At 38.9% G+C, this 26617-nt stretch carries 19 protein-coding genes; 13 read left to right on the top strand and 6 right to left on the bottom strand.

Annotated features, from left to right (window positions below; genetic code table 11):
* The first annotated feature begins 12 nt into the window (after nt 1-12).
* Genes essC through essA form a run of 3 tightly spaced genes read left to right on the top strand, consistent with a single transcriptional unit; the run spans nt 13 to nt 8145 of the window.
* Nucleotides 13-4491: a type VII secretion protein EssC gene (gene essC, locus ACRPLQ_RS23310; RefSeq protein ID WP_165635426.1), complete on the top strand. Its 4479-nt coding sequence runs from the start codon at nt 13-15 to the stop codon at nt 4489-4491.
* Nucleotides 4488-7670, top strand: coding sequence for a type VII secretion protein EsaA (gene esaA, locus ACRPLQ_RS23315; RefSeq protein WP_098999455.1), 3183 nt, complete (start codon nt 4488-4490; stop codon nt 7668-7670). Before essC ends, esaA begins: the two co-directional genes overlap by 4 nt.
* The gene (essA, locus tag ACRPLQ_RS23320; RefSeq protein ID WP_028412470.1) at nt 7648-8145 is read left to right on the top strand and encodes a type VII secretion protein EssA; all 498 of its coding nucleotides are present in this window, start codon (nt 7648-7650) and stop codon (nt 8143-8145) included. The genes esaA and essA overlap by 23 nt, the downstream gene beginning before the upstream one ends.
* A 50-nt stretch (nt 8146-8195) precedes the next feature.
* On the opposite strand, the gene ACRPLQ_RS23325 is transcribed toward essA, so the two are convergent.
* Nucleotides 8196-8672 (bottom strand): hypothetical protein, encoded by a 477-nt coding sequence (locus ACRPLQ_RS23325; protein WP_028412469.1) that lies wholly within the window; start codon nt 8670-8672, stop codon nt 8196-8198.
* 287 nt (nt 8673-8959) lie between these two features.
* Between ACRPLQ_RS23325 and ACRPLQ_RS23330 the strand changes: the two genes are divergently transcribed.
* Both ACRPLQ_RS23330 and ACRPLQ_RS23335 read left to right on the top strand, forming a co-directional pair.
* Nucleotides 8960-10114 carry an endonuclease gene (locus ACRPLQ_RS23330; RefSeq protein WP_165635422.1) on the top strand — a complete coding sequence of 385 codons (1155 nt, stop codon included), beginning with the start codon at nt 8960-8962 and terminating at the stop codon, nt 10112-10114.
* Nucleotides 10115-10218: 104 nt separating this feature from the next.
* Nucleotides 10219-11856: a family 14 glycosylhydrolase gene (locus ACRPLQ_RS23335; RefSeq protein ID WP_033580731.1), complete on the top strand. Its 1638-nt coding sequence runs from the start codon at nt 10219-10221 to the stop codon at nt 11854-11856.
* Between the two features lie 48 nt (nt 11857-11904).
* Here the strand turns inward: ACRPLQ_RS23335 and msrA are convergent, their stop codons facing one another.
* Nucleotides 11905-12420, bottom strand: a complete 516-nt coding sequence (gene msrA / locus ACRPLQ_RS23340; RefSeq protein ID WP_028412466.1) for a peptide-methionine (S)-S-oxide reductase MsrA — start codon at nt 12418-12420, stop codon at nt 11905-11907.
* A 347-nt stretch (nt 12421-12767) separates the two neighbouring features.
* Between msrA and ACRPLQ_RS23345 the strand changes: the two genes are divergently transcribed.
* The gene (locus ACRPLQ_RS23345) at nt 12768-14105 is read left to right on the top strand and encodes an ATP-binding protein (protein WP_165635421.1); all 1338 of its coding nucleotides are present in this window, start codon (nt 12768-12770) and stop codon (nt 14103-14105) included.
* A 160-nt stretch (nt 14106-14265) separates the two neighbouring features.
* Nucleotides 14266-15162, top strand: a complete 897-nt coding sequence (locus tag ACRPLQ_RS23350; protein ID WP_028412464.1) for a hypothetical protein — start codon at nt 14266-14268, stop codon at nt 15160-15162.
* 194 nt (nt 15163-15356) lie between these two features.
* Here the strand turns inward: ACRPLQ_RS23350 and ACRPLQ_RS23355 are convergent, their stop codons facing one another.
* Nucleotides 15357-16913 carry an ABC-F family ATP-binding cassette domain-containing protein gene (locus ACRPLQ_RS23355; protein ID WP_028412463.1) on the bottom strand — a complete coding sequence of 519 codons (1557 nt, stop codon included), beginning with the start codon at nt 16911-16913 and terminating at the stop codon, nt 15357-15359.
* Nucleotides 16914-17174: 261 nt separating this feature from the next.
* Between ACRPLQ_RS23355 and ACRPLQ_RS23360 the strand changes: the two genes are divergently transcribed.
* The gene (locus ACRPLQ_RS23360; RefSeq protein WP_205663754.1) at nt 17175-18107 is read left to right on the top strand and encodes a D-2-hydroxyacid dehydrogenase; all 933 of its coding nucleotides are present in this window, start codon (nt 17175-17177) and stop codon (nt 18105-18107) included.
* Nucleotides 18108-18206: 99 nt separating this feature from the next.
* A complete protein-coding gene (locus ACRPLQ_RS23365) occupies nt 18207-19292 on the top strand; it encodes a nitric oxide synthase oxygenase (RefSeq protein ID WP_165635419.1) in 1086 nt (361 codons plus the stop codon).
* Nucleotides 19293-19340: 48 nt separating this feature from the next.
* On the opposite strand, the gene ACRPLQ_RS23370 is transcribed toward ACRPLQ_RS23365, so the two are convergent.
* Together ACRPLQ_RS23370 and ACRPLQ_RS23375 are read right to left on the bottom strand one after the other, a co-directional pair.
* Nucleotides 19341-19472: a YflJ family protein gene (locus ACRPLQ_RS23370; RefSeq protein ID WP_016762840.1), complete on the bottom strand. Its 132-nt coding sequence runs from the start codon at nt 19470-19472 to the stop codon at nt 19341-19343.
* 173 nt (nt 19473-19645) lie between these two features.
* Nucleotides 19646-20095 carry an Rrf2 family transcriptional regulator gene (locus tag ACRPLQ_RS23375; protein WP_028410145.1) on the bottom strand — a complete coding sequence of 150 codons (450 nt, stop codon included), beginning with the start codon at nt 20093-20095 and terminating at the stop codon, nt 19646-19648.
* A 216-nt stretch (nt 20096-20311) separates the two neighbouring features.
* Between ACRPLQ_RS23375 and hmpA the strand changes: the two genes are divergently transcribed.
* The 4 genes from hmpA to ACRPLQ_RS23395 all read left to right on the top strand — a co-directional run bounded on the left by hmpA (nt 20312) and on the right by ACRPLQ_RS23395 (nt 24614).
* On the top strand, nt 20312-21493 hold the full coding sequence (gene hmpA, locus ACRPLQ_RS23380; protein WP_047751739.1) for an NO-inducible flavohemoprotein: 1182 nt from the start codon (nt 20312-20314) through the stop codon (nt 21491-21493).
* A gap of 73 nt (nt 21494-21566) precedes the next feature.
* Nucleotides 21567-22856 (top strand): lysine N(6)-hydroxylase/L-ornithine N(5)-oxygenase family protein, encoded by a 1290-nt coding sequence (locus ACRPLQ_RS23385; RefSeq protein ID WP_165635418.1) that lies wholly within the window; start codon nt 21567-21569, stop codon nt 22854-22856.
* 143 nt (nt 22857-22999) lie between these two features.
* Nucleotides 23000-23512: a type 1 glutamine amidotransferase domain-containing protein gene (locus tag ACRPLQ_RS23390; RefSeq protein WP_165635417.1), complete on the top strand. Its 513-nt coding sequence runs from the start codon at nt 23000-23002 to the stop codon at nt 23510-23512.
* Nucleotides 23513-23870: 358 nt separating this feature from the next.
* Nucleotides 23871-24614: a CAP domain-containing protein gene (locus ACRPLQ_RS23395; RefSeq protein WP_154974108.1), complete on the top strand. Its 744-nt coding sequence runs from the start codon at nt 23871-23873 to the stop codon at nt 24612-24614.
* A 238-nt stretch (nt 24615-24852) separates the two neighbouring features.
* Here ACRPLQ_RS23395 and ade read toward each other — a convergent pair whose 3' ends face one another.
* On the bottom strand, nt 24853-26589 hold the full coding sequence (ade, locus tag ACRPLQ_RS23400) for an adenine deaminase (protein WP_047751737.1): 1737 nt from the start codon (nt 26587-26589) through the stop codon (nt 24853-24855).
* Nucleotides 26590-26617: the final 28 nt, after the last annotated feature.

The following is a 26617-nucleotide window of genomic DNA, read 5'->3' on the forward strand; positions in this document are numbered from 1 at the left end:
GGAGGTAGTTGTATGAATATGCTTTGGATAGTTAGTGGGCAAACGTATCAGCAGCTGCCTATAGATTTTAAAACCTTTCGCCAAGCAACGGTTGGAAACACTCAGCATCAAACGTTTACTTTTTCCTATCCGTTTGAGAAAGGTCAAATGACGCTGTCATCTGAAAAGAACGGCCGGCTCTTGGTTTCCTACGGAGAAGAAAGGATAGCAGAGCTATCTGTTTCTGAGTCGTTTGTATGGCGAGAACAAGGACAGGCTTTAACCTTTGCCCTTACAGAGACGGCTGTTAAAGAAGCTGTCTATTATATTGATTACGAATCAGAAGTCTCGTTTTCCACAAGTGATGAAGCAGCTGATGTGTATCAGCAGAAAGAAAAGTATGTAGTAGAGCCAAAAGAAGGATTTTACTTATCAAAGATAAACGGGAAGTGGAAGGTCTTTTATAACCAAGAACGGCTTTATCTTAATGGACACCGAATAGAAGAGAATAGGAACCTTCAGCCCGGAGATCTTATTTTATGGTCTTCTATGACGATTCAATTGATCGAAAAAGATTTGCTGAAGATTCAAAGCTACTATGATTATGCATCTAAGCTTCCGGCTACGGCGCAACCTATTTCTGAAATGAAAAAGAAGTACCCGGTTTATAGACGGACACCGCGCATGATATATGATTTGCCTAATGATAAGGTGAGCTTGTCCTTTCCGTCTCAAGACAATGATGAAAATAACCGAAGCTTATGGCTTACCATTTTACCCCCATTAGTCATGCTTTTAGTCATGGGTACGGTATCGATTATTCAGCCCAGGGGAATTTTTATTATTATATCTGTCATGATGTTTACGACCACGCTGATTGTATCTACCGTTCAATATTTCAAAGATAAAAAACAGCGCAAGAAGCGCCAAGAGCGTCGTCGTCGAATTTATACAAAGTACTTAGAGAACAAGCGCGAGGAATTACAAGAACTAGCATCAGTTCAACGAGATGTATTATCTTATCATTTTCCAACGTTTGAACGAATGAAATATTTAACAGAACAGATTTCCGATCGAATTTGGGAACGAACTGTGGAAAGCAGTGATTTCTTACAGGTGCGTCTTGGAAAAGGAACAGTTCCTGGAAGCTACCAAATTTCTTTAAATAGCGGAGATATGGCTAATCGAGAAATTGATGATTTGCTTGAGCAGTCTCAGCACATGGAAAAAGTCTATCGAGAAGTCAAAAATGCACCTGTTACCGCTCACTTAGGTTTAGGCTCTATCGGTCTGGTAGGAAAGATGAAGACGGTGAAGAATGAACTGCATCAGCTTGTAGGACAGCTGGCATTCTCCCACAGTTATCATGATGTGAGATTCGTATTCATTTTTGATGAAGAAGAATATAAAGAGTGGGAATGGATGAAATGGCTCCCTCATTTTCAGCTGCCTCATTCTTTTGCGAAAGGCTTCATTTATAATGAACAAACGAGAGATCAGCTTTTATCTTCTATTTACGAAATGCTGAGAGAACGCGACTTAGATGAAGCAAAAGGAGAAGGGGTTTTTTTGCCTCACTTTGTTTTTATTATTACGAATCAGCAGCTAATTGCAGATCACGTTATCTTAGAGTATTTAGAAGGGTATCACCCTCATCTTGGGTTCTCTACGATATTTGCGGCAGAGACGAAAGAAAGCTTAACGGAGCATGTTCACACACTCGTTCGTTATATTAACGAATCCGAGGGGGATATATTAATTCAAAAGCAAAAAGCTGTGAATATTCCATTTCAGCTTGATAAACACACGCTTGATTATAATGAAAGATTTGCAAGGATGCTGCGGACATTGGATCACCAAGTTGGCATGACCAACTCAATTCCAAATAGCGTTTCATTCTTAGAATTATTTAAAGCAAGAGAAATTGGTGAGCTGGATATCGTGCAAAGGTGGCACACCAATGAATCAGCTAAGTCGCTAGCGGTTCCAATTGGTTTAAAAGGAAAAGAAGATATTGTTGAACTAAATCTTCACGAAAAAGCTCACGGCCCTCATGGATTACTTGCAGGTACGACGGGGTCAGGGAAAAGTGAATTTTTACAAACGTACATTCTTTCTCTAGCGGTGAATTTCCACCCCCATGAAGTCGCATTTTTATTGATTGACTATAAGGGCGGAGGAATGGCTCAGCCGTTTAAAAACATGCCTCACCTGCTTGGAACCATTACAAATATTGAAGGAAGTAAGAATTTTAGTACAAGAGCCTTAGCTTCTATTAAAAGTGAATTAAAGCGACGCCAACGCTTGTTTGATAGATATGAAGTCAATCATATTAATGATTATACAGATTTATATAAGCAAGGTATGGCAGAAGAACCTCTGCCTCACTTATTCTTAATCTCGGATGAATTTGCTGAGTTAAAAAGTGAAGAACCAGAGTTCATTCGCGAATTAGTCAGCGCGGCGCGAATTGGACGTAGTCTAGGCGTTCATTTAATTTTAGCAACACAAAAGCCAGGCGGTGTTATTGACGATCAAATTTGGAGTAATGCGCGCTTTAAAGTAGCGTTAAAAGTCCAAGATGCCGCTGATAGTAAAGAAATCTTAAAAAATGCAGACGCTGCTTCTATTACGGTGACGGGTCGAGGCTATCTGCAGGTTGGAAATAATGAAGTGTATGAACTGTTTCAGTCAGCTTGGAGCGGCGCGCCGTACATGGAAGATACGTATGGGGCTGAAGATGAAGTAGCCATTGTCACAGATCTCGGGTTGATTCCTTTATCTGATGTATCTACTCAGCAGACGTCATCCAAACAAGCGGAAGCAGAAATTGATGTTGTGGTGCAAAAAATCGAACAAACGCAGCAGGAATTAGGTATCAAAAAATTAAATAGTCCATGGCTGCCGCCTCTTAAAGAGAGATTGCTTCGCAGTGAGTACAAAGAGAAGCGAGACAGCGTATTCCCAATTGGCTTAATTGATGAACCTGAAAAGCAAAGTCAAACGGTATATAACTATCAGCTGATGGACGATGGAAACATTGGTATATTTGGTTCGTCAGGATACGGTAAATCGTTTACAGTCATGATGTTGCTTCTTAGTCTAGCTGAAAGACAGAGCCCAGAGCAGCTTCATTATTACATTTTTGACTTTGGGAACGGTACGCTGCTGCCGCTTCGTCAGCTGCCTCATACGGCGGATTATTTCTTAATGGATCAAATGCGTAAAATTGAAAAATTCATGACGATTATCAAACAAGAAATCGCAAGGCGAAAGCAGTTATTTCAACAGCAGGAAGTTAGCAATATCAAAATGTATAATGCTCTAAGTTCAGAAGAGCTTCCTCTAATTTTTATCACGATTGATAATTTTGATCTTGTTAAAGAAGAAATGCAAGATCTAGAAATGCAGTTCACACAGCTTGTGCGTGACGGCCAGTCTTTAGGAATTTATATGATCTTTACCGCAACGCGCGTGAATTCTATTCGTCAGTCACTTATGAATAACTTGAAAACGAAGGTGGTTCATTACTTAATGGATCATTCAGAAGCGTATTCTATTTTAGGACGTACGCCGTATGCGCTGGAGTCTATTCCAGGTCGGGCTATTATCAAAACGGATCAACCTTATTTTGCACAGCTGTTTTTACCTGCGGAAGGAAAAGATGATTTTGAAATTTTTGATGCAGTTAAGCTGCACATTCAACGATTAAAGAATCAATATGCTGATGCTATTCTTCCGGAGCCGGTGCCAATGCTGTCATCGAAACTTGTACTTGCCGAATTTATGACGGACAGAAGAGTTATTCGCGAAAAAGGAGTTATTCCTCTTGGGTTAGATGAAGAGTTTGTTCGACCGGTGCATATGAACTTTACGAAAAATAAGCATTGTATCGTCATGGGGCAGACGCAAAAAGGAAAGACAAATGTAGTGAAAGTCATACTGCAAACAGCGCTTGAACAAGGCGTGAAGCAAATCGGACTATTTGATTCGGTTGACCGTGGTTTATCAAGCTATGCAGCTGAAGAGCAAGTTGTTTACATGGAAACAAAAGAACAGATCGTCGACTGGCTTGACCTAACCGAAGAACGATTGCAGCGACGTGAAAATAAGTATTTGGAAGCAGTGCAGGAAGGAACCGTACACGGCCTTTCATTTGCCCCGATCATGCTTGTGGTAGACGGATTTGTACGATTCCAGCAAAACTTAGACAGTGTCTTGCAGGATCGTATTACAAAATTGATGAAAAATTATAGCCACCTGGGCTTTAACTTGATTGTTGCAGGGAACAACAATGAGTTTTCAAAAGGATTTGACGCGTTAACAACAGAAGTGAAGCAAATTGGCCAAGCTGTGTTGTTGATGAAGAAAACAGAGCAAAGCTTATTTACACTTCCTTATGACCGAAAAGAAGCCGACGTTAACCCTGGCTTCGGTTATTATATTAAAAGTGGAAAAGAAACAAGAATTCAAATCCCGCTATGTGTAAGTGAAAGGAAGATCTTAACATGACCGAACAGCGTAAGTATACACTTAAAGTCATATTAGCTGTTGTTTTAATTTTGGCTCTTCCTTCTTTCTTTTTCCAGTATATTGGAGACAACCCGCTACAAGTCACAGAAAACTCAACAAGAACGATTGCGGTTGTTAACGAAGATAATGGAGTAAAAGAAAATAGTGAAAAAGCGATAGAATTTGGAGAAAAAGTGACTCCTCTTTTACAGGAGGGGTCAGATTATCAATGGACCGTGCTTGGACGAAGCGCAGCTACAAGCGGTTTACAGAATGGGAAATATGATGCGGTTATTTATATTCCCTCGACTTTCTCACAAAATATTTTATCGTATCAGGAAAAAAAACCAGAAAAAGCTACTTTGGAATACAAAGTTCAAAGTCAGCTTAACGCAGTTAATAAGGAAAAAGTAGTAGGGGAATTAGAAGATGCTACTACAAAGGTTAATAATGAAATGTCCTCTTTGTACTGGAGTTATGTATCACAGGAAGTGGATAAGGTACGCGGACAGTTCGATAAAATTCTAAATAAAGAAATCGCCTTTCAAAAAACAATGGTCGCTTTTTATAAACCGAATTCAAAAGATTTAGCAGGTGAATTAAATGATCAAAAGAAAATTCTTCAGCAAATCCAAGATAATGTAAATAAAGCAGAAAAAGGTTCTAGCGACAGACAAGGCGACGTAGAACAGGTTGAAAAGAATTTAAACAGCTTCATTGAATATGTAAATCAATATCAAACATATCAAGAAACACAGAAACAAATGCTTGAAAAAACGCAGGCTCAAAGTGTCGCTGCGATTCAACAAGGGTTGTCTTCCCTTGAATCTAATCAGCCAAGCTCTAAGCAAAATTTTAATGAGCAGGCCAATCAAGTGTTTAGTGGCTTATCTTCCATTCAACAGCAGCTGGATGAAAATCAAAAAGCCGTTGGAGAACTTGGAGATCAACAAGCAGATAACGTCAGTGAACAAGAAAAAGCTCTGCAAGATTTGAACGGCCAAATCATCAGTTCATACAAACAGCAGTCTGAGCAAACAACCTTAAATCAAATTGAAAGTAAGCTAAAGCCGCTTCGTGCGCAGCTAGAGACAGCTTCATCAAATGATAGTGGTGGAGGCTCAACGGATCCAGGGGAAAGTGATGGAACTCAGCCAGATCCTAATCAAGACGGAGAGACGCCAACGGACCCTGGAGAAGGTGACGGAACTCAGCCAGATCCTAATCAAGGTGGAGAGACGCCGACGGATCCTGGAGAAGATGATGGAACTCAGCCAGATTCCGGTCAAGGCGAAGGAACGTCAGAACCAATTCAAGTGGATTTATCTCAGCAAACAGCAAAGCTTGATGATATATCAAAAGGGCTTGATGATTTAGAAAAGCAGCTTCAAGGCATGACGAGTGAAACACCCGAAGCGCCTGAAGCACCTGAGACACCTGAGGACACGGAAACGCCTGGAACGCCTGAAACACCGGATACACCTGATACATCAGGCACATCCAATGCTGTGAAAAGTGCGCTTGAAAAAGTGGCTAATCTGAAAACACAGGTACAGGCGGTCAAAGATGAGCTGCAAAATGTAACCGTTCAGCCTGAAACTTCAGGAGAAAATACGGATGCGCTGAAGCAGAAAATTGCCAGTTTGGAAGCAGACGTCGAGTCTTTGACAGCACAGAAAAACAAAGCAGAGAAAGACTTAGAAGAAGCAACCAAGTCGTCCAGCAGTCAAATTGCTAAGCTTCAAGAAGAAAATGAACGATTAAAAAAAGAGAATGAAAAGTTGAAAGAAGACGGCAAAAAACCTTCTAAAGGCAGTGCGGATGTTGATGGTCTCATTACGATGATTAAAAACAAAGAAGATAAAATCTTATCTTCTCCAAACCTTTCAGCTTCTCGAAAGGAAAAGCTGAGCAATACATTCTCAGGTAAGATTAAAAGCAGCAGTGCCGAAGATCTGTTAAAGTACTACGGTGATTTATCGCAGTATGATTTGACTTTAGCTCAAGTAGGAAATACAGACATACAGAACAGCGTCCTTAACAATGACTCTATTAAAGGAAGTTTGCAGCAGGCGTTAGCTGGAACCGTTTCTTCTCAAGACGCGCGTAAGCAAATCCAACAAAACCTGTCTCTAACAAAAGAAGAGTTAGCACAGTTCCAAAGTTCAGTGCAAGATTTTGCTGATCAATATGGACAAACAGTTGATGCTGAACAAGCATCGATTATGGAAGAGCTATCAGCTATTCAAGAAAAAGCAAATGCAATGAATCAAGAGCTTCAATCTAGCGCAGGTGAAGATCAAGCATTAGAAAAGAAAGAAGCTCCGGACGTAACAGGCTTAATGACGCTGCAGCAAAGCATGGGTCAAGAGTTGAAGGGAATGAACGAACTCATTTCATCTTTAGGTGAAAGACAAGCTAATGTTGTCACGTACACAGATGAATTGCAGAAGCGTGTAAATGAAGTTCAGGATAAGGCTGACACGCTTAACAGCAAGTGGGCCCAAAACGTGGATTCAACGAAGTTGGTGCGAGGCCAGGTATACCGCTTGTTAAATAATACATTAGTAGATGGACAGAATAATGATTACGTTTATCATTATTTAGCAAATCCTCTTCAAGTAAGCGGTGAAGTGCCGGCTGAAAAAGTAAAAGAGGTTCCACCGGTTGTCATTTTGGTTATTATCTTAATCAGCAGCCTACTAATTGGCTATTTCAGTCAATACTACCGACATGCACCTATGCTTGTAAAAGGTACGCTCTTTGGATTATTGAATTTGATTGTAGGGTTAATGGTAAGTATCTTTAGCCTGAATATTTATTCGTTATCGGGAGACCGGGCAATGGAATGGTCAATCTTTACGATCGTCTTATTGCTTGCTTCATCTACACTTGTACGTATTGCTTTCTTATTAGGAAGCTTCGCTGGATGGGTGACGACAGTAGGGTTGATTTTATTTTATATTACCCCGCTTCTTAACTTATCTATGCCAAACTTTAATTACGAAGATCCAGTATCTAAAGTGTACATGTCCATTCAATATGATACGCAGTCTCTGTTTGGACAGGCGCTTATTGTATTACTGGGAATGACTGCTGTTTTAAGTGTTCTGCCATCTATTATTCGTGCTTTAAAGACGACTAAAGAGGTTGAAAATGATGAAACCTATAGTGCTTAGTAAGAAGATTGGAAGTGTTGTTCTTATTTTTTCACTTCTTTGTTTCCCTATAGCAGCAGCGGCTGAAGCTGATGATGGAAACGTTGAAGAGATTAAACCAAATGTATATAAAGATGATCCCATTAACTTAGACCCCGAATCTTTGCTAGAAAATAAAAAAGAAGTAGGAAATATTCCGGAGGAAATAAAGGATCTTACATTTGAAAAAGAGGAAGATGCAGAGAAAGAGAGTTTAAAAGAAAGTCTTTTTGCGAACGCATCAGCTGAAGATAATACGATTTCTGCGAAAGCAAAAGAATATAACTTGTTTTCTTCTAAAAACACTTCCTACAAGAAAGATCGGACAGAACAAACGGCTTCTGAAAAGTCATCAGATCTACAATGGTTTTATTTATTATTGATTGGTGTGGGGGTTGTTGTATTATTTGTGGTTTTAATACCGCGCATTAGCCCTCAGCCTTCTGTGAAAAAATGAAAAAACCTCGCTGTTAATCAACAGCGAGGTTTTTGCGTATAGACGTAAATTTACAGGCGGCGGAAGCCTTCTTCAAACAAATAATCTTCTGCTTCTTCGTAAGATAAAAATGCTGCCTCTAAATTCAAGCCAGAATAAATATTCCACAGGTCATCTTCATGAACAAGTAAAAGCGTTGCATTGTCTGGGCCGTTCCAGCGCTGTTCATTTCCATTCCCTACAATAGCTTCTTCTCTAGCTGTATCAGGAAGGGTAGACAAAGATTCAATAGAAGCTTCAATAATTGATCGAAGATCTTCTTCAGTGTAATCACGGATATTCACAAGACCTTTGTCATTTGTTTCATATCCTTTTAAAAAACCTGCATATACAAATCCATTTCCGTTAGGATGCAGATGATGCACAACAACCGTTTTATCGTACACGCTTTCTTCATAATGAAAATTCACGCGTCCTAAAGATACATCTTTTCGATGCAGCTCTGGAAACGATGAAATAATAGCTAATTTTTCGTCAAAACTAAGCATAGACAATCCTCATTTCTATTTAAATCATTTCATTTTCTGAAATGGTATAAGCTCTTTTACGATTCGGTTGATTATACCATATATAAAGAAAGACACATAATGCTTTTTCCAGTGTGGACTTTTAAAAATATAACCCTTCGCATAAAGCAGCCGCCACTGTAAAGAAGAACACATCTTTTTCACTATAAAACTTAACAAAAAACAGGCAGGGAATTCACAGTGAAAAAATAATATAAAGAGGTGGAAGGAAACGAGTTTTTAAACCTATCATAAGGAGGAATAAAAAAGTGAGATTACATGCTCTGTGTAAAAAAACATGGGTAATGTCCCTGCTTGTTTTTGCTCTTGTAGTGAGCTTAACTCCTGTTAGTCAAGCAGCGGCATCTTTATCTGTGTCACAAGCTCTTGAAAATCAAAACAATAGTGTACAAGCTGTTAAAGGATATGTAGTAGGTCAACCTACAGGCACATCTACAGTTATTACGAGCAATTACCCAAACGATTATGCACTTGCTCTCGCTGACAGTGCAAACGAAACCAACACAGACAAGATGGTATACGTTCAAATTCCTTCAAATTTGCGAAGTACATTTGGACTTCAAAGTCGCTCGGAGTTAAAAGGGAAAAGTCTTACTGTTACGGGCACACTCACCCCTTACTTTTCACACCCAGGAATAAAATCAGTTACTTCTATCAGTACAGAAACAGGAGGAACTGATCCGACTCCAGACCCCACAGAGCCAACTGTTCCAGTAGAAGACTATTATCGTACCGCAGCTGGAAAAACAGGAAACACCTTAAAAACAGAGCTTCATAACATTATTGACCATCACACAGAACTTTCGTATTCAGCCGTATGGGAAGCTTTAAAGAAAACGGATGAAGATCCAGCTAACGCAAATAACGTTATTTTGCTCTATACGGGGCGTTCACAGAGTAAGAGTACAAATGGAGGCGGAGTGGACGATTGGAATCGTGAGCACGTCTGGGCAAAGTCTCACGGGGACTTTGGAACAGCTATGGGTCCTGGAACAGATCTTCATCATTTACGTCCAACCGATGTGTCTGTAAATGGTACGAGAGGAAACTTAGATTTTGATAACGGAGGGACGGAACATAGCGAGGCACTCGGAAATTATTTTGACAGTGATTCATGGGAACCTCGAGATGAAGTAAAAGGTGATGTGGCTCGTATGTTGTTTTATATGGCCATACGCTATGAAGGCGATGTAAGTGATGAGCCTGACTTAGAACTTAATAACACAGTGAATAATGGCACTGCTCCTTATCATGGGAAATTATCTGTGCTTCTTCAATGGAACGCCGAAGATCCAGTAGATGATCGAGAACGACGCAGAAATGATATTATTTATTCAGACTATCAGCATAACCGCAATCCGTTTATTGACCATCCTGAATGGGTGAATGAGATTTGGAACTAATGTAGGAGGCGTCCTGGCGGGGCGTCTTTTTTTATAAAAGAAAAAGGAAAAAACTAAAATCCGCCGAATACCTATAGGTGATTTTGAAAAAATGGAGGGAAGCTATGAAACAGCTATGTAAAAAAGGGTTGGCTTTTATTTTGGTGCTCATTTTTGTTAACGCTTTCATTTTGAATCCACTTAATGGAGCGGCTGCCGTAGATGGAAAATCAATGAATCCTGGTTACAAAACCTACTTAATGGCGCCTTTAAAAAAGGTAACAGACTATACAACATGGGAAGCGTTTGAGAACGATTTACGCAAAGCGAAACAAAATGGATTTTATGCGGTGACAGTAGACTTCTGGTGGGGAGATATGGAGAAGAACGGCGATCAGCAGTTTGATTTTTCCTATGCTCAGCGCTTTGCTCAAGCTGCTCGTAATGCAGGTATAAAGATCGTTCCTATTATTTCTACTCATCAGTGCGGCGGTAATGTTGGAGATGATTGTAACGTTCCGCTTCCGTCTTGGGTATGGAACTTAAAAAGTGATGACAGCCTTTACTTTAAATCTGAAACAGGTACGACAAATAAAGAAACGCTAAGCCCGCTTGCAACTGACGTTATTTCTAAGCAATACGGAGAGCTCTATACGGCATTTGCGCAAGCGTTAGCACCTTATAAAGACGTGATTGCTAAAATCTATTTATCCGGAGGCCCTGCAGGTGAAATTCGTTATCCGTCCTATACAGCAGCAGACGGAACCGGCTATCCGTCTAGAGGAAAATTTCAAGTGTATACGAACTTCGCCAAAAGCAAGTTTCAATCATATGCTTTGACTAAATACGGTTCACTCGCCGGCGTCAATCAGGCATGGGGAACCAATTTAACCTCTGCATCGCAAATTTTACCGCCATCAGATGGCTATCAGTTCTTAAAAGATGGTTATTCAACAGCTTATGGAAAAGATTTCTTAGCATGGTATCAAGGAGCTTTGGAAGATCACACAAAACGTATTGGACAGTTAGCTCATCAGGCTTTTGATGCCACCTTTAACGTACCAATCGGTGCAAAAGTGGCGGGAATTCATTGGCAGTATAATAATCCGACGATTCCTCATGCTGCAGAAAAACCTGCTGGATATAATGATTACAATGCGCTTTTAGACGCTTTTAAAACAGCTAAATTAGATATAACGTTTACGTGCTTAGAAATGACGGACAGCGGAAGTTATCCCGAATATTCTATGCCAAAGACGCTTGTACGCCAAGTAGCAGGTATTGCGAATGCAAAAGGAATTGTTTTAAACGGGGAAAATGCTCTAACTATAGGCAGTGAAGATCAATATAAAAAAGCAGCTGAAATGGCCTTTAACTATAATTTTGCAGGATTTACTTTGCTTCGTTTCTACGATGTCATTAACAATGATACGCTGATGGGGCAATTTAAAAATACGCTGGGCGTTACACCAGTTGCGCAAACGGTTGTAGTGAAAAATGCGCCAACTGCGGTAGGAGAAACGGTTTATATTGTTGGAGACAGAGCTGAGCTAGGTCAGTGGGATACGTCCCTTTATCCAATTAAATTAACATATAATTCATCTACAGCCGATTGGAGAGGCACCGTCTATTTTCCTGCGAGTCAAAATGTTCAATTTAAAGCAATTGTGAAGAGAGCTGATGGCTCGTTAAAAGCATGGCAGCCTTCGCAGCAATATTGGAGCGTGCCGTCAACAACAGCAACTTATACAGATAATTGGTAAACAAAGCCGCATAGCAAACGCTATGCGGCTTTGTTTCGAACATAAGAATTATTTCCAGTTCGCTTGAATAAACTCATCTCGACCAGACTTAGCGCGGTCTTCTTTATAATGCTTTGGATTTTTCTTGTGGAAATCTTGGTGATACTCTTCCGCTTCATAAAACGCAGAGGCAGGAAGGATGCTTGTCACGATTGGTTTTTTAAAACGTCCGCTTTTTGCGACCTCTAGCTTTGTCTCTTCAGCTTCCTGCTTTTGGCTATCGTTATGGTAAAAAATTGCTGTTCGATACTGCGAGCCTCGATCTTGGAATTGACCTCCATCATCTGTTGGATCAATTTGCGGCCAATAAAGATCTAACAAACGTTTATACGGAAACACTTCAGGGTCAAATGTGATTTGAACCACTTCGTAATAACCGCTTGTGCCAGATTTTACTTGCTCATAGGTAGGGTTATCCACAGTTCCCCCCATATATCCTGATACAATGCCGTGAATACCTTCTAGCTCTTCAAATGGTGTAACCATACACCAGAAACATCCACCTGCAAATGTAGCTTTTTCCATACGTAATCCCTCACTTAATCCGTTGTTATGAAGGGTATTATAACAAATTTATATTGAAACAGCTAGAAAAGGGTTTGTAGGTTGTGTAAAAGCTGTGGATAAAGATAAATATCCACAGCTTTTACACAATAAACTCGGCTATGTTGAAGATTGAAAAATGCAGGAGAGAAGAAAGAAAAAATGATAGAATAGATGAGGTGTATATATCGATGTAGAAGAGATTAGGCGGCAGAAGCAGGATCTATGCGGCATCTAGATAAATAAAGTTAGTACGTTAGTAACAAGAGGTAAGAAACAGCATATTCGCGCTGTTAAATAAATATACAAAGATAATAGGAGAGTTGAATATGTTACAAGATAATCTCATCCTAGAGCACTATGGATTAAATGAATTAAATTTTGATACGATCAAAAGCTACCGGGATCGATTTGCTGAAGTAAAACCAGCTCATCCTTGGAATGCGCTTGAAACAAAAGAGTTTTTATACAAAGTAGGAGCATGGGGAAAGGTAAGAGATACCCATAAAGAAGGAGTTACGCTCGCAGGCCTGCTTTTATTCAGTGAAGAACGGATTATCACAGAAGTTTTACCACAATACTTTTTGGAATACCGGGAAAGTAAAGGGAATGAAGAATGGACAGAGCGTTTTACCTCTCAAGACGGGACGTGGTCAGGAAATATTTTCGATTTTCATTTCCATATTCATGAAATTGTTCGCAATAGCGAACACCAGTCGTCAATCGCTTCCTCTTTAACAGAAGTTTTAATCAATATGCTTATTCATGCAGATTATAATGGCGAGGGCGGCGTTATTTTAGAAAAGCAACCTTCTCATTACGTTTTTTCTAATCCAGGTCTTTTGTTAGTACCTACAGATTCAGTTTTTAGTAAAACCGTTAGTCAGCTTCGAAACCCGAATATCGTTAAGCTATTCAGTTTACTAGGGCTATGTGAACGTTCGGGCTCTGGCTTGAAAAAAGTGAAGCAAAACTGGAGCTTGCATCATTATAAAAAGCCTTCTGTTGATCAAGATGTTTCTATGCATCGTACGGTAGTCACGTTATCTCTGTCCACTCAAGAAAGACAGATTAGTTCTTCTGAAAAAGACACTTATCATACGTCTGTAACTGATTTGGGAAATAATTTTAAAAGTGTCGAAAAATATCAAAACATACCTGAAAACAATGTCGAAAATAACTCCTATAATAAAAATAAAGACTCTTATAATAAAGATTTATTAGAGGAGTTAAACTCATGTAATAACGAAAATAACTCCTATAATAAAGAAGAAAACTACTATAATAGTGAACTTAACTCATACAATAAAGATGATTACTCCTATAATAGTTATCAAAGCTCCTATAATAAAGAATCGGAAGATGGTTCTTCTAATTCAGTGAATGGTGAGGATATTGATACGAAGCTATGGGATATTGCAGCGCTGGCTCGTGAAAAAAAACGGCTTTCGCCTAATCAGATGGAGCATATTATTCTTGAATTATGCAAAGAAAAACCGCTCATGCTTAAAGAGTTTGCTTATTTACTAGAAAGAACGCCGGATGGAGTACGTAATAATTATTTAACAAAGCTATTACGAAAAGGACAATTACAGTTGAAATATCCAAATCAGCCAAACCATCCAAAGCAGGCATATTTATTCCATAAGAAAGATACAGGGAAGTAAATCAAGCAACCGCTAGAACAAATAAAGATTAGGCTGAAAAAATTGATAAGGGAGAGTTTGCTGAAAGCTACAGATCTAAGGGAGAAATTCACCATAAAGTTGCCAAGCTGCCAGACTCTCTTTATATGAGTTCTGGCTCGTATAAAGGAGGAAATAGAGTGTGAAAAGCAAGTGCGTTCTTATTTTTCTGGTGGTTGTATGGCTGTTTAATATGGGGAAAGGAATAGGATGTGGATCAAAGGTGAATGCAGAGATGAATATACCGCTGTCGACGTGGGTGTGGGATACAAAGAAATGGATGTTGAACCAAGAAGCTATCCGTGAAAAACTTCAAGAAAAAAAGGTGACAAAGGTTTATTTACAAATTGATGCTCATCTTTCACCTTCTGTATATAGGCATTTTATCCAACAAGCGCAAGTCCAGGGTATAGATGTCTACGCACTTGACGGCGCTCCTTCTTGGATAGGGCCTTCTGGTATAGAAGAGCAGGCAGCATTTTTTAATTGGATAACAGCTTACCAAGCAGAAGCAGACGATCAACAGCAATTTTCAGGGATTCATTTGGATGTAGAGCCTTATTTGTATAAAAGTTGGGAAAATAATCGAGCGAAAAGTATTCTGCAGTATCAATATGTTATTTCTCAAGCTGCAGTACAGTCTCGTCAGTTACACTTGCCGCTTGCTGTAGATATACCGTTTTGGTTTGACGAAGTTCCATTCAAAAATAGCAACGGTTCCGGTTCGCTGGGGCATTGGATTATTCAGTACGCTGATGAAGTCACAATTATGTCGTACCGAAACCATGCAGATAAAGAAGACGGTATTGCTGACATAACGCAAAATGAACGCAAGTGGGGACGTGTACTATCCACTCCGATTGAAATAGGGGTAGAAACGATGGCTTCAGATGAAGGGGAATACATTTCTTTTTCTGCTAAAGGAGAAGAAAAGATGATGCAAGAGCTGGGTAAGTTGCTTACGAAGTGTCAAGCTAAAAACCCTCCAAGCAGTATAGCTGTTCATCATTTTGATAGCTGGCTACAGATGAAACCATGACAACGAAAAGACCGCTGCATCACTGCAGCGGTCTTTTTGGGTTTAGGGAGTATAGATACAATATAGCCATTTTATTAAAGGACTATACATAAAAAAAGTAACCATTTAAAAAATGGCTACTCACACAAAGGGGGGGAACTTAATCTTATCATTCCCACTTTTTCTAAAAGATATGCCTCTTTTAACCCGTTTTTTTAAAATAATTTAGTCGTCCAAGATTCGCAGTTCCACACGTCTGTGACTACATCTTGATAAAATTCAGGTTCGTGACAAATAATTAAGATACTTCCTTTGTATTCTTTTAAAGCTCGTTTTAATTCATCTTTCGCATCTACATCCAAGTGGTTTGTAGGCTCATCCAGTACAAGAATGTTGGTTTCATTGTTAATCAGCTTACATAGACGGACTTTTGCTTTTTCTCCACCGCTTAGAACTTCTACTTTACTTTCAATATGTTTGGTTGTTAAGCCGCATTTAGCTAACGCTGCACGAATTTCATATTGGGTAAAGTGAGGAAACTCGTTCCATGCTTCTTCAATACACGTATTGTAGTTAGCTGATTTAACTTCTTGTTCGAAATAGCCAATATGCTGGTAATCGCCTTTTTCTACAGAGCCTGAAATCGGTTTGATTTCTCCTAGAATACTTTTTAAAAGAGTTGTTTTCCCGATTCCATTTGCTCCTACAAGGGCAATCTTTTGACCTCGCTCCATTTTTAGATTCAGTGGCTTAGAAAGCGGCTCTTCGTATCCAATGACTAAATCAGATGTTTCAAAAATTAATTTGCTTGAAGTACGAGCACTCTTAAAGTTAAACTCTGGTTTTGGACGCTCTTGAGCTAGTTCAATTACTTCCATTTTATCCAGCTTTTTTTGACGGGACATGGCCATATTTCGTGTCGACACGCGCGCTTTGTTTCTCGCTACGAAATCTTTTAAATCTGCCATTTCTTGCTGTTGTTTTTTATAAGCTGCTTCAAGCTGCTGTTTTTTCATCTCATATACTTTCATAAAATCGTCGTAGTCTCCTACATAGCGATTTAACTCTTGGTTTTCCATATGATAAATTAAATTGATCACGCTATTTAAAAATGGAAGATCGTGAGAAATTAAAATAAAGGCATTTTCATATTCTTGCAAGTAGCGTCGTAGCCACTCAATATGCTGTTCATCCAAGTAGTTTGTAGGCTCATCAAGTAAAAGAATTTCTGGTTTTTCAAGCAATAGTTTGGCTAGCAATACTTTTGTACGCTGTCCGCCACTTAAATCCTGTACGTCACGATCTAAGCCGATATCTTCTAATCCTAATCCGCGCGCAATTTCTTCGACTTTTGCATCGATAACGTAAAAGTCATTGTTTGTTAAGAGGTCTTGAAGCGTACCGACTTCTTCTAATAGTTTTTCGAGTTCTTCTGGTGATACATCCGCCATTTTCTCATAGAGGCCATTCATTTGAGCTTCTAAATCAAATAAATATTGAAAAGCACTTTTTAGTACATCACGAATAGAAAGGCCGCGCTCTAATGCCGTGTGCTGATCTAAATAGCCAACGCGCACTTTTTTAGACCATTCTACTTTTCCCGCATCCGGTTCTAGCTTGCCTGTAATGATGTTCATAAATGTTGATTTACCTTCGCCGTTTGCTCCAATCAAGCCGACGTGTTCACCTTTTAACAATCGAAATGATACATCGTTAAAAATCGCACGGTCACCAAAACCATGGCTTAGATTTTTTACGTTTAATACACTCATGCTGACACACCTTTTCTTTTAAAATATCTATCGTACGTTTCGTTATAAACAAATTGATTCATAACGATTATAGCGAACTTATATACATAAATCCATATGAGTTTTCCAGCCTTGAAAGTCATATAAAATTCACTCGCGTCTTCCTTTCACTTGATTCATACTATATATATCAATGTAGAAAATCCTTCATGACGAAGGGACGGTTATATCGAATCATTCAAATAGAGTATATAGAAGAATAAAAAGGCAGGGGGAAAAGAAATGAACATTTATACGATACTAGTGGCAGGAAGAATGCATAAGGAGCTGGAGGAGATAATCAAACAAAAGCAGCTGTCTCAGACGTTTCGATTTATGGAAGAGCAAGACGTTACAATGGAAGATTTAAACTGGGCTGACGCGCTTTTATCCTTCGGTCCAACGAATTACTTTAAAGACCATAGCTTCAAATGGATTCATTCTCTCGGTGCAGGAGTTGATCGGTTCTTAGAAAGTGGGGATTGGAAAAAGAGCGTGATGTTAACACGTACGGTTTGTTCATTTGGTCAGCGGATCAGTGAATATTGTCTTAGCTATATGCTAGCTGAACTTCAGCACCACGCACAGTTTCAGCATCAGCAAAAACAAAAGCAGTGGAAAGCGGTAGAGCCTCAGCAGCTTTCTGCTCAAACGGTCATCATTTATGGAACAGGTGAAATCGGCGGACGTCTTGCAACCGTTTTAAAATCTTTTGGTGTACGAGTGATAGGAGTATCTAAAAGTGGAAATGAAAAGCCGTCATTTGATCAAGTAGTCTCGATTTCAAATGAGAGAGACTTGCTAAAAGAAGCTGATTGGATTATTAGTACAATGCCGCTAACGAATGAAACAAAAAGCTACTTTGATTCAAAATGGATGAATGTAGTTGAAAATGCATACTTTATAAATGTTGGACGAGGTGCAACTGTAGATGAAAATGCGTTAGTAGAGGCTATTGAGCAAAAGCGTATTCGAAAAGCATACATAGACGTATTTGAACGTGAGCCGTTAACGAAAGAATCTTTTTGGTGGAATCATTCACATATCATCGTAACACCTCATATTTCGGCGGTGACTACGCCTGAAGAAGCAGTAGAGTGCTTTGTTGAAACGCTGCAAAAAGTTGAGCAAGGCGAATTGCCTTCTAACTTGGTTAATATTGAAAGAGGTTATTAAAGCATTATGATGCGCGTTTCCGCTATGAGAATGGTATACTGAAACTTGCTTTTCTTGGACGAAAAGAATGAAATCTGTTCTTCTAGGGGGGAACAAACGTTGAAGCAAGAAGAATTATTTGAACAAGCACGTGTATTTATAGAGACGTGCTACGCTGAACTTGAAAAAAGCGAAGCGGACAAAAACAGGCGATTAAAAGAAATTCATCAGCAAATTATGTCACTCGGACATTATGATCATACATTTGAAGAGTTAGAGCACGGAGCTCGCATGGCTTGGAGAAACAGCAATAAATGTATCGGACGACTATTTTGGCAATCGCTCAATGTATTTGATAAGCGAGAGGTGAGCACAGTTGAAGAGGTAAGAGACGCTCTGTTTCATCATATTGAATATGCAACAAATGACGGGAAAATCCGGCCTACTATTACGGTGTTTAAACCGAAAATGCAAGCAAAAGAACCGGTTAGAATCTGGAATCATCAGCTAATCCGCTATGCTGGGTACGAGACGGAATATGGTGTGATAGGAGATCCTGATTCTGTTGCGTTCACGGAGGTTTGCCAAAAGCTAGGGTGGGAAGGTGAGAAAACTCACTTTGATGTTCTTCCTCTGGTCCTGCAAGTTAATGAAGCGTCACCTCGATGGTTTGAGATTCCAAAACATTTAGTGAAAGAAGTAGCTATTACGCATCCGGAACTTCCTGAATTTGAAGACTTACAGTTAAAATGGTACGCTGTCCCGATGATTTCAGATATGAAGCTAGAAATTGGAGGGATTGATTACGTCGCAGCACCATTTAATGGATGGTACATGGGGACTGAAATTGGTGCCCGAAATTTGGCGGATACGTATCGCTATAATCAACTTCCAAAAATAGCTTCTATGATGGGATTGAACATGGATTACAACGCGACGCTTTGGAAGGACAAAGCTCTTATTGAATTAAACGTTGCGGTGCTTTCTTCTTTCAAACGAGAAGGTGTTAGCATTGTAGATCATCATACGGCTGCTCAGCAATTTCACTTGTTTGAAGAAAGAGAACAAAAAAATGGCCGGGAAGTGACTGGGAACTGGACATGGTTAATCCCACCGGTTTCACCAGCTACCACACATATTTTTCATAAGCCTTATAAAAATAAAGTATTATCACCAAATTATTTTTATCAAGACGCAGCTTATTAAATGAACAAAAAAGAGAGTACAAATTTGTACTCTCTTATTACACGTTAATTAATTTTTGTGTTTATCAAGCAAGTTAGCAAGTACATATGTTTTGTACTTTTCCACTTTGCGGCCTTCATGGTTGCGAACTCCTCGTTTTTTAAGTTCCTCAACATACCAACCTTTGCTTCCTACGTGCATACTCAAACACCCTTTCGTCATTTTTTTAGGATGAACAGAATGAGGTTCATTGTCTGCTCGAATGGAGACATCTTGTCTTTCCAATACGTGCCTCATTGTAACATCTTTTATTTTATGATGAAAGGGAAAAAGGTCAAAAAAACGAGAATGATTTCAGGTGAATTTTAGTTTGTTCATTCCTCGTTTTTTTGAGATAGGAGGAGGAGGTTTAATTCGTCTTTATTTTGGATTAGATCTTCTAATGTATACTGATCTAACACTTTAATGAAGGCTTGCATGGCTTCATGCAAAACACTTTTTAACTTGCAGACGGGGCTAATAATGCAGAAGTTTCCTTCACGGTCAAAACATTCAACAATATGAAAATCTTCTTCAGTTTGACGTACCACTTTGCCAATATTAATGTCTTTTGGAAGCTGAGCTAAACGAATACCGCCGTTTCGTCCTCGTATCGTTTCAATTAAGCCAAGTTTTCCAAGTTCGTGAATGATTTTCATAAGATGGTTCTTTGAAATATTATACGCTTCAGCAATTTCTTTTATATTGCTTAGTTTATTATTATCGCGAACGCCTAAATATAATAAAACTCGCAGTGAGTAATCTGTATATTGTGTGAGCCTCATCTTTTTACCTCTTCTCTTATCAGCAGCTGATATATCTATAATAGCATGTCTATATCTAAGAAATACAGAAAGAATGCTCACATTTTTGACAGGGTGAATTTGTGAACATTTCTTTAAATGTGTATATAAAATATATCTTTTTAAGTAGGATATGAGTATTATAAAGATGTATTAAAAATATATCTTTTAAAAATGAATCTTTCGGAGGCGAAAGTTATGAAACAAACAACTATTTCTATTGTAAAAAGTACAGTTCCTGTTTTAGAAAAGCATGGGCAAGCAATCACAACTCGTTTTTATGAAATGCTTTTTGAACAGTATCCTTCTTTAAAAAATGTATTCAACCAAACAAATCAAAAAACAGGACGTCAGCAAATGGCGTTAGCTAATACAGTTTATGCCGCTGCGCAGTACATCGATCGGCTTGAAACGCTGCTTCCAGTTGTGAAGCAAATCGCCCATAAACATCGCAGTATCGGCGTGAAAGCAGAGCACTATCCAATTGTCGGCGAGTTCTTATTAAAGGCAATTAAAGATGTTTTAAAAGAAGCTGCGACCGATGAGATTATGGAAGCTTGGAAAGAAGCTTACGGTGCCATTGCAGACGTATTCATAAGTGTGGAGCAAGAGTTATATGAAGAAGCTGAAGAAAAAGGATGGAAAGATTATAAAAAACTAATGGTTCATAAAAAAGTAAAAGAAGCAGAAGGCGTGTACTCGTTTTATTTAGTATCACCTGATCAAAAAGCACTGCCTGCTTTTCTGCCAGGTCAGTACGTGAGTGTACGAATTCCTGGTCAAGAATATTTATCCATTCGCCAGTACAGCTTATCTGGCTATCCAAACCAACCATACTATAAAATTACGGTGAAAAAAGAAAAACAAATGGAAGACGGGGTCGTGTCAACGTATTTACATGATCAATTGAAAGAAGGAGACTTGCTTGAAGTCAGCGTTCCAGCAGGAGATTTTGTCTTAAAAGAAAATAATAAATCAGTATTTATCAGCGGAGGTGTAGGAATTACTCCAATGATGTCAATGCTTCATCAAGCATTGGAAAACAATCAAGAAGTAACATTTATTCACAGTGCTAAAAATGAGCAGTTTCATGCAATGAAACGAGAGCTTCAATCGTTGTCAGAGACATATACGTTTGAACAGCACGTTTTCTATAGTCAAGCGCAAACAGATCAGCATGATGAAAACATAACGTATGGTCGCTTAACTAAAAAAGAGCTAGCTAAATATGCCGGCGATAAACATGCATATTATTATGTTTGTGGATCTTCTTCATTTACACAAATGGTGTTAGAAGGCCTAGATGAAATGGGCATTTCCCAAGAAAATATCATGTATGAATCGTTTGGCCCGAAAATGAGTATGACTCCTTCCGCATAAATGTATGGAAAAAGGGTAAAAAGCTAACAGTAGACAATACTGTTAGCTTTTTTTTATGAAAGGGAGTTTAAAGATGACAAATAAGCAGTATGACATGGTGGGAATAGGAATAGGCCCTTTTAATTTAGGCTTAGCGGCCCTTGCTGAGCCTCTTGATGAAATTGATGCAGTCTTCTTTGATAAAGAAGAGAAATTTGAATGGCATCCGGGCATGTTAATTGACGGCACGGACTTGCAGATTCCGTTTCTAGCAGACTTAGTTACATTTGCAGATCCAACAAGCCCCTATTCTTTTCTAAATTATATTCACAAGCAAAAGCGCTTGTATCCGTTCTTTTTCTTTAATCGTTTTGACATTCCGCGTCAAGAATACAACGAGTACGCGAAATGGGTAGCGGAGCAGCTATCTTCCTGCCACTTTTCTTCAAAAGTTGTGGACGTGATACCAAAAAATGAAGAAGAGTATTATGAAGTAAAGGTAGAAACACCTGAGGGAATTCAAACGGTAAATGCTAAACACGTTGTAATGGGAACAGGAAGCATTCCACTTGTGCCTCCGGCTTTTGAAGAAAAGCTAAATGAGCATATTTTACACAGCAGCGGCTATTTACATAAAAAAGAAGAGATTCAAAAAGGAAAGCATATAACGATCGTTGGTTCAGGGCAAAGTGCTGCCGAGATTTTTCTGGATTTACTAGAAGAACAGACTGAACATCATTACCACCTTACATGGTTTACAAGATCCTCTAATTTTTTTCAGCTTGATCAATCCAAGCTTGCTCAAGAGTTATTTTCGCCAGACTATGTAGATTACTTTCATTCGCTGGCTTTTGAGGAACGTACAAGCACGGTAGAAGATTTAAACCCCCTACGTCACGGAATTGAATCTTCTACCTTAACGAAAATCTATGATTTACTCTATCATCGTTCACTTAAAGGAAGAGTACCCGTTACGATTCAAGCTTCGACTGAAGTAAGTGACATTCATAAAAAAGCAAATGGATATGAGCTGGAGTGTAAACAATTAAAGGCTGATCGCTCTTTTCAATACGAAGCGGATCGTTTGATATTATCCACGGGCTATAAGCCAAAGATTTCGCCGTTCATCGAACGAATAAAAGATGATATCGAATGGGAAGATGACAAGCGTTTCAACGTCACAAAAGATTACCGGCTTGTCTTTAAACACCCCCGTAACCACCACTTTTTTACGTTAACTAACATTGAACATTCACACGGATCTGGCGCAACAAATCTTGGTTTATCCGTTCAGCGTAATCAGCGTATTCTGAACGTAATTGCAGGTAGAGATGTGTATCCAGTTCCAGAAGAGACGACGTTTCAGACATTTAATTTGTTTTGAATGTCTGATTTATAAAAACCTACACTGTGTTTTTAGATTATTGTAGAAAAGTTTTTTACTCATAAACCATGTTTAAAAGAATAGTGTACGGGTATTTTATTTATAGAACATTAGTACACAAATCAATTAAGGAGTTGCTTAGAATGAGTAAGAAAATTGCAGTATTAGTAACAGATTTATTTGAAGATGTGGAATATACAGATCCAGCCAAAGCCTTTGAAGAAGAAGGCCATACGCTAACAAAAATCGATGTGAAAACAGGCGAAGTAACAGGTAAACAAGGCGAAACAACATTAACAATTGATAAAGCAATTGTCGATGTAAAACCAGAAGATTTTGACGCATTGTTTTTACCCGGAGGCTTCTCACCAGATATCTTGCGTGCGGACGATCAAGTCGTAGCTTTTACAAAATCATTTATGGATGAAGGCAAACCGGTTATGGCTATTTGTCACGGGCCACAGCTGCTAATCAATGCTGAAACATTAAAAGGACGTGACGTAACTGGTTTCAAATCAATTGCTATTGATTTGAAAAATGCAGGCGCAAACTTCCATGATAAAGAAGTTGTGGTATGCGGTAATCAACTAGTTACAAGCCGTACACCAGATGATATGGAAGCATTCGTACGTGAATCAGTAAACGTCTTAAAATAAGTAAATAATATTAGTAAAACTTTCTGTAAAAGGCGATAACAGGGTGGTTTACCACTCTGCTGTCGCCTTTTTTGTATGTAACGTTTTTGACGAGGAATTTACAGTTATATTACCGCATTGGATGAAGCTGTTTTTCAAAGTATATGAAAACCTTTTACTATCAATAGCTGGAAGTCGCGTAATATAATCGAAATATTTTTTACATAAGTGTGAGTATAATTTTGGTAGCTTAAAAGACGTTGCGAGTTTCATAGTTTTCGTGCAACAATGAGGATGCATCACGAGGTTGGCTTGCTACAAGCTTAGATGCGTTGCGGTTTTACAAAAAACTTTATTATCACATAGGAGGATTTCAAACATGAAGAAAAGGTTTCGTATTGCCACTGTCGCAGGTGCCGTATCATTAGGATTACTAACAGCAGGACAAGCAAATGCAGCAGCTCCTGATTGCAACACTCCAAAACAAATTACCATTAAAGATGCTCAAGCAGCACAAAATATAAATGTAGACGAGCTATTAAAGAAATTTAACGCTCAAGGACAATCTGCTCAAGCAGCTCCACAGCAAGAAACACAGGCACCAGATCAAGCTGAAGAAGCTCCACAGGAACAAGCACAAGCACCAGAGCAAAGTGAAGAAGCAAAAGCTCCGGAGCAAACACAGCAAAACACAAAAGCTCAACAATCAGAAAATACTGATAAAGCAGAGCAAACAAAAGATGCTAGTCAATTTGAACAAAAAGTAGTAGATTTAGTAAACCAAGAACGTCAAAAACAAGGTTTAAAGCCTTTAACACTTAACAAAAAATTAAGTGACGTTGCACGCACTAAATCAAAAGATATGATGGACAAAGGGTACTTTGACCACAATTCACCAACATATGGTTCACCATTTGATATGATGAAACAATTCGGCATTGAATATACAACTGCAGGTGAAAACATTGCAAAAGGTCAGCAATCTCCTGAAGATGTAATGAATGCTTGGATGAATAGTGACGGTCACCGCAAAAATATTCTAAACCCTGATTTCACTGAAATTGGTGTTGGATACGTAAAAGGTGATACTACGTACTGGACTCAACAATTTATCGGTAAGTAATACAAAAAGAGCAGGATATACCTGCTCTTTTTTGCGTTTTTAGCTGTCCAATTTGGGTATAGTAAAGTAAGAACACGTAAAGGAGTGCCTTACATTGGGACGTATATTAAAAAAAATTCTAGTCGCTGTTTTTCCCATCCTTTTAAAAGAAGGATATCGTCATTATAAAAATCGTAAAACTCGAACTACGCCGTCTAAAGGGTATAAATAAAAAGGACTCAAAAGAGTCCTTTTTGTTTTATGCTTGAACGGGGATATGCTTGAATTCTTTTACGTTAAATAATCCTTTGTCGGTTAATTTTAGACATGGGATAACAGGCAAGCTTAAGAAAGATAACGTCAGCAGCGGGTTGAATTTCTGTGAAATATCAAGCTCATGAAGAGCCCCGTGAAGCTGCTTAAGTAAGCTATTTACTTCATTGTAAGGGTGAGGTGACATTAACCCTCCGATGGAAAGAGGGAGGGAACCAATCACTTCATTATCTTTTACAATAACAATACCTCCGCCGATTTCTTCAATTGCCGCAATTGCTTTTGCTAAATCCTCATCATTTGTTCCTACGGCTACGATATTATGTGAATCGTGAGCAATCGTAGTAGCGATCGCTCCGTCTTTTAACTGAAATCCTTTTACGATCCCAAGACCAATATTTCCTGTTAGATGATGGCGCTCAACAACAGCCATTTTCAGCTGATCGTTTTCTACAGAAGGCTGAAATTCGTTTTGCTTTACTTGAACTTCTTCTACAATATGATTTGTAAGCAGGCTGTTTGGATTAATTTCAATAATATTAGCCCGATTGTGCTGAAGTGGTATCGTAAGTTTGTTAATAGAAAACTCTTTCAAATGAACAGAATTCATTAGTTCTGTCGGAAGATCAATTTGTTCTTCTTGCACAGACAGCATCTCTCCATTTTCAGCAATGAGCTCTCCGTTTTGATAAACATGTGCTGCAGATATATCGGTTAAGTCGTCCAACAGAATAAAATCAGCTTTGTAACCAGGAGCAACCGCACCTCTATCTTTTAACCCGTAGCATTCAGCGGCATTTAATGAAGCCATTTGAATCGCAATTAACGGATCCAGCCCGAGTTCAATAGCAAAACGAACATTGTAATCAATAGAGCCTTCCGTTAATAAATCATCTAGATGTTTGTCATCGGTACAGAATAAAAATCTGCGCGCGTTGCGTTCATTTACAGCAGGTAACAATTGTTTCAAATCTTTAGCAACAGAACCTTGGCGGATTAGAACATACATCCCGCGCTGAATACGTTCAATTGCTTCTTCTGCTGTTACGCATTCATGATCTGTTGAAATATTAGCGGTACGATAAATGTTAACGCCCGTGGCATCTAGCCCTGAGCCGTGCCCATCAATTACGCCGTTTGCATCGTTAGCTGCTTGTAATTTATCGAGCATATCGTCATCTCCATCTCGAACAGCAGGGAAATCCATTACTTCTGCTAATCCAAGCACGCGAGAGTGAGAGAAAAATGGCGCTAAGTCAGCTGCTTTTAAGACGGCTCCAGAGCTTTCAAAAGGAGTTGCTGGCACGCTTGAAGGTAAGTTCACAAATACGTCTAAAGGAATGGAGTCCGAGTTTTGAAGCATAAACTCAATACCAGATTTCCCTGAAACATTCGCAATTTCATGAGGATCCGTTACGACAGTTGTGACGCCTCTAGGTACAAGAAGTTTTGAAAACTCTTTAGGTGTAACCATTGATGATTCAATGTGAACGTGTCCATCAATGAACGTAGGAGAAATGTATTTTCCTTTTGCATCAACGACGTTATTCCCATCGTATTGACCTATTCCAACAATCACTCCATCAGCAATCGCAATATCGGCTTCAATGATGGAAAGCGTAAAGACATCGATAATTTTCCCGTTTTTCACTACAAGATCTGCAGGTATTTTTTTATTGGCAACAGCAAGCTGTTTTTTTAATGTTGTTTTTGTATTTGACATGAATGTGACTCCTCTCATTGTATAACTG

Source organism: Priestia sp. TRN 1309, assembly GCF_050846875.1.
GTDB lineage: Bacteria > Bacillota > Bacilli > Bacillales > Bacillaceae_H > Priestia > Priestia zanthoxyli.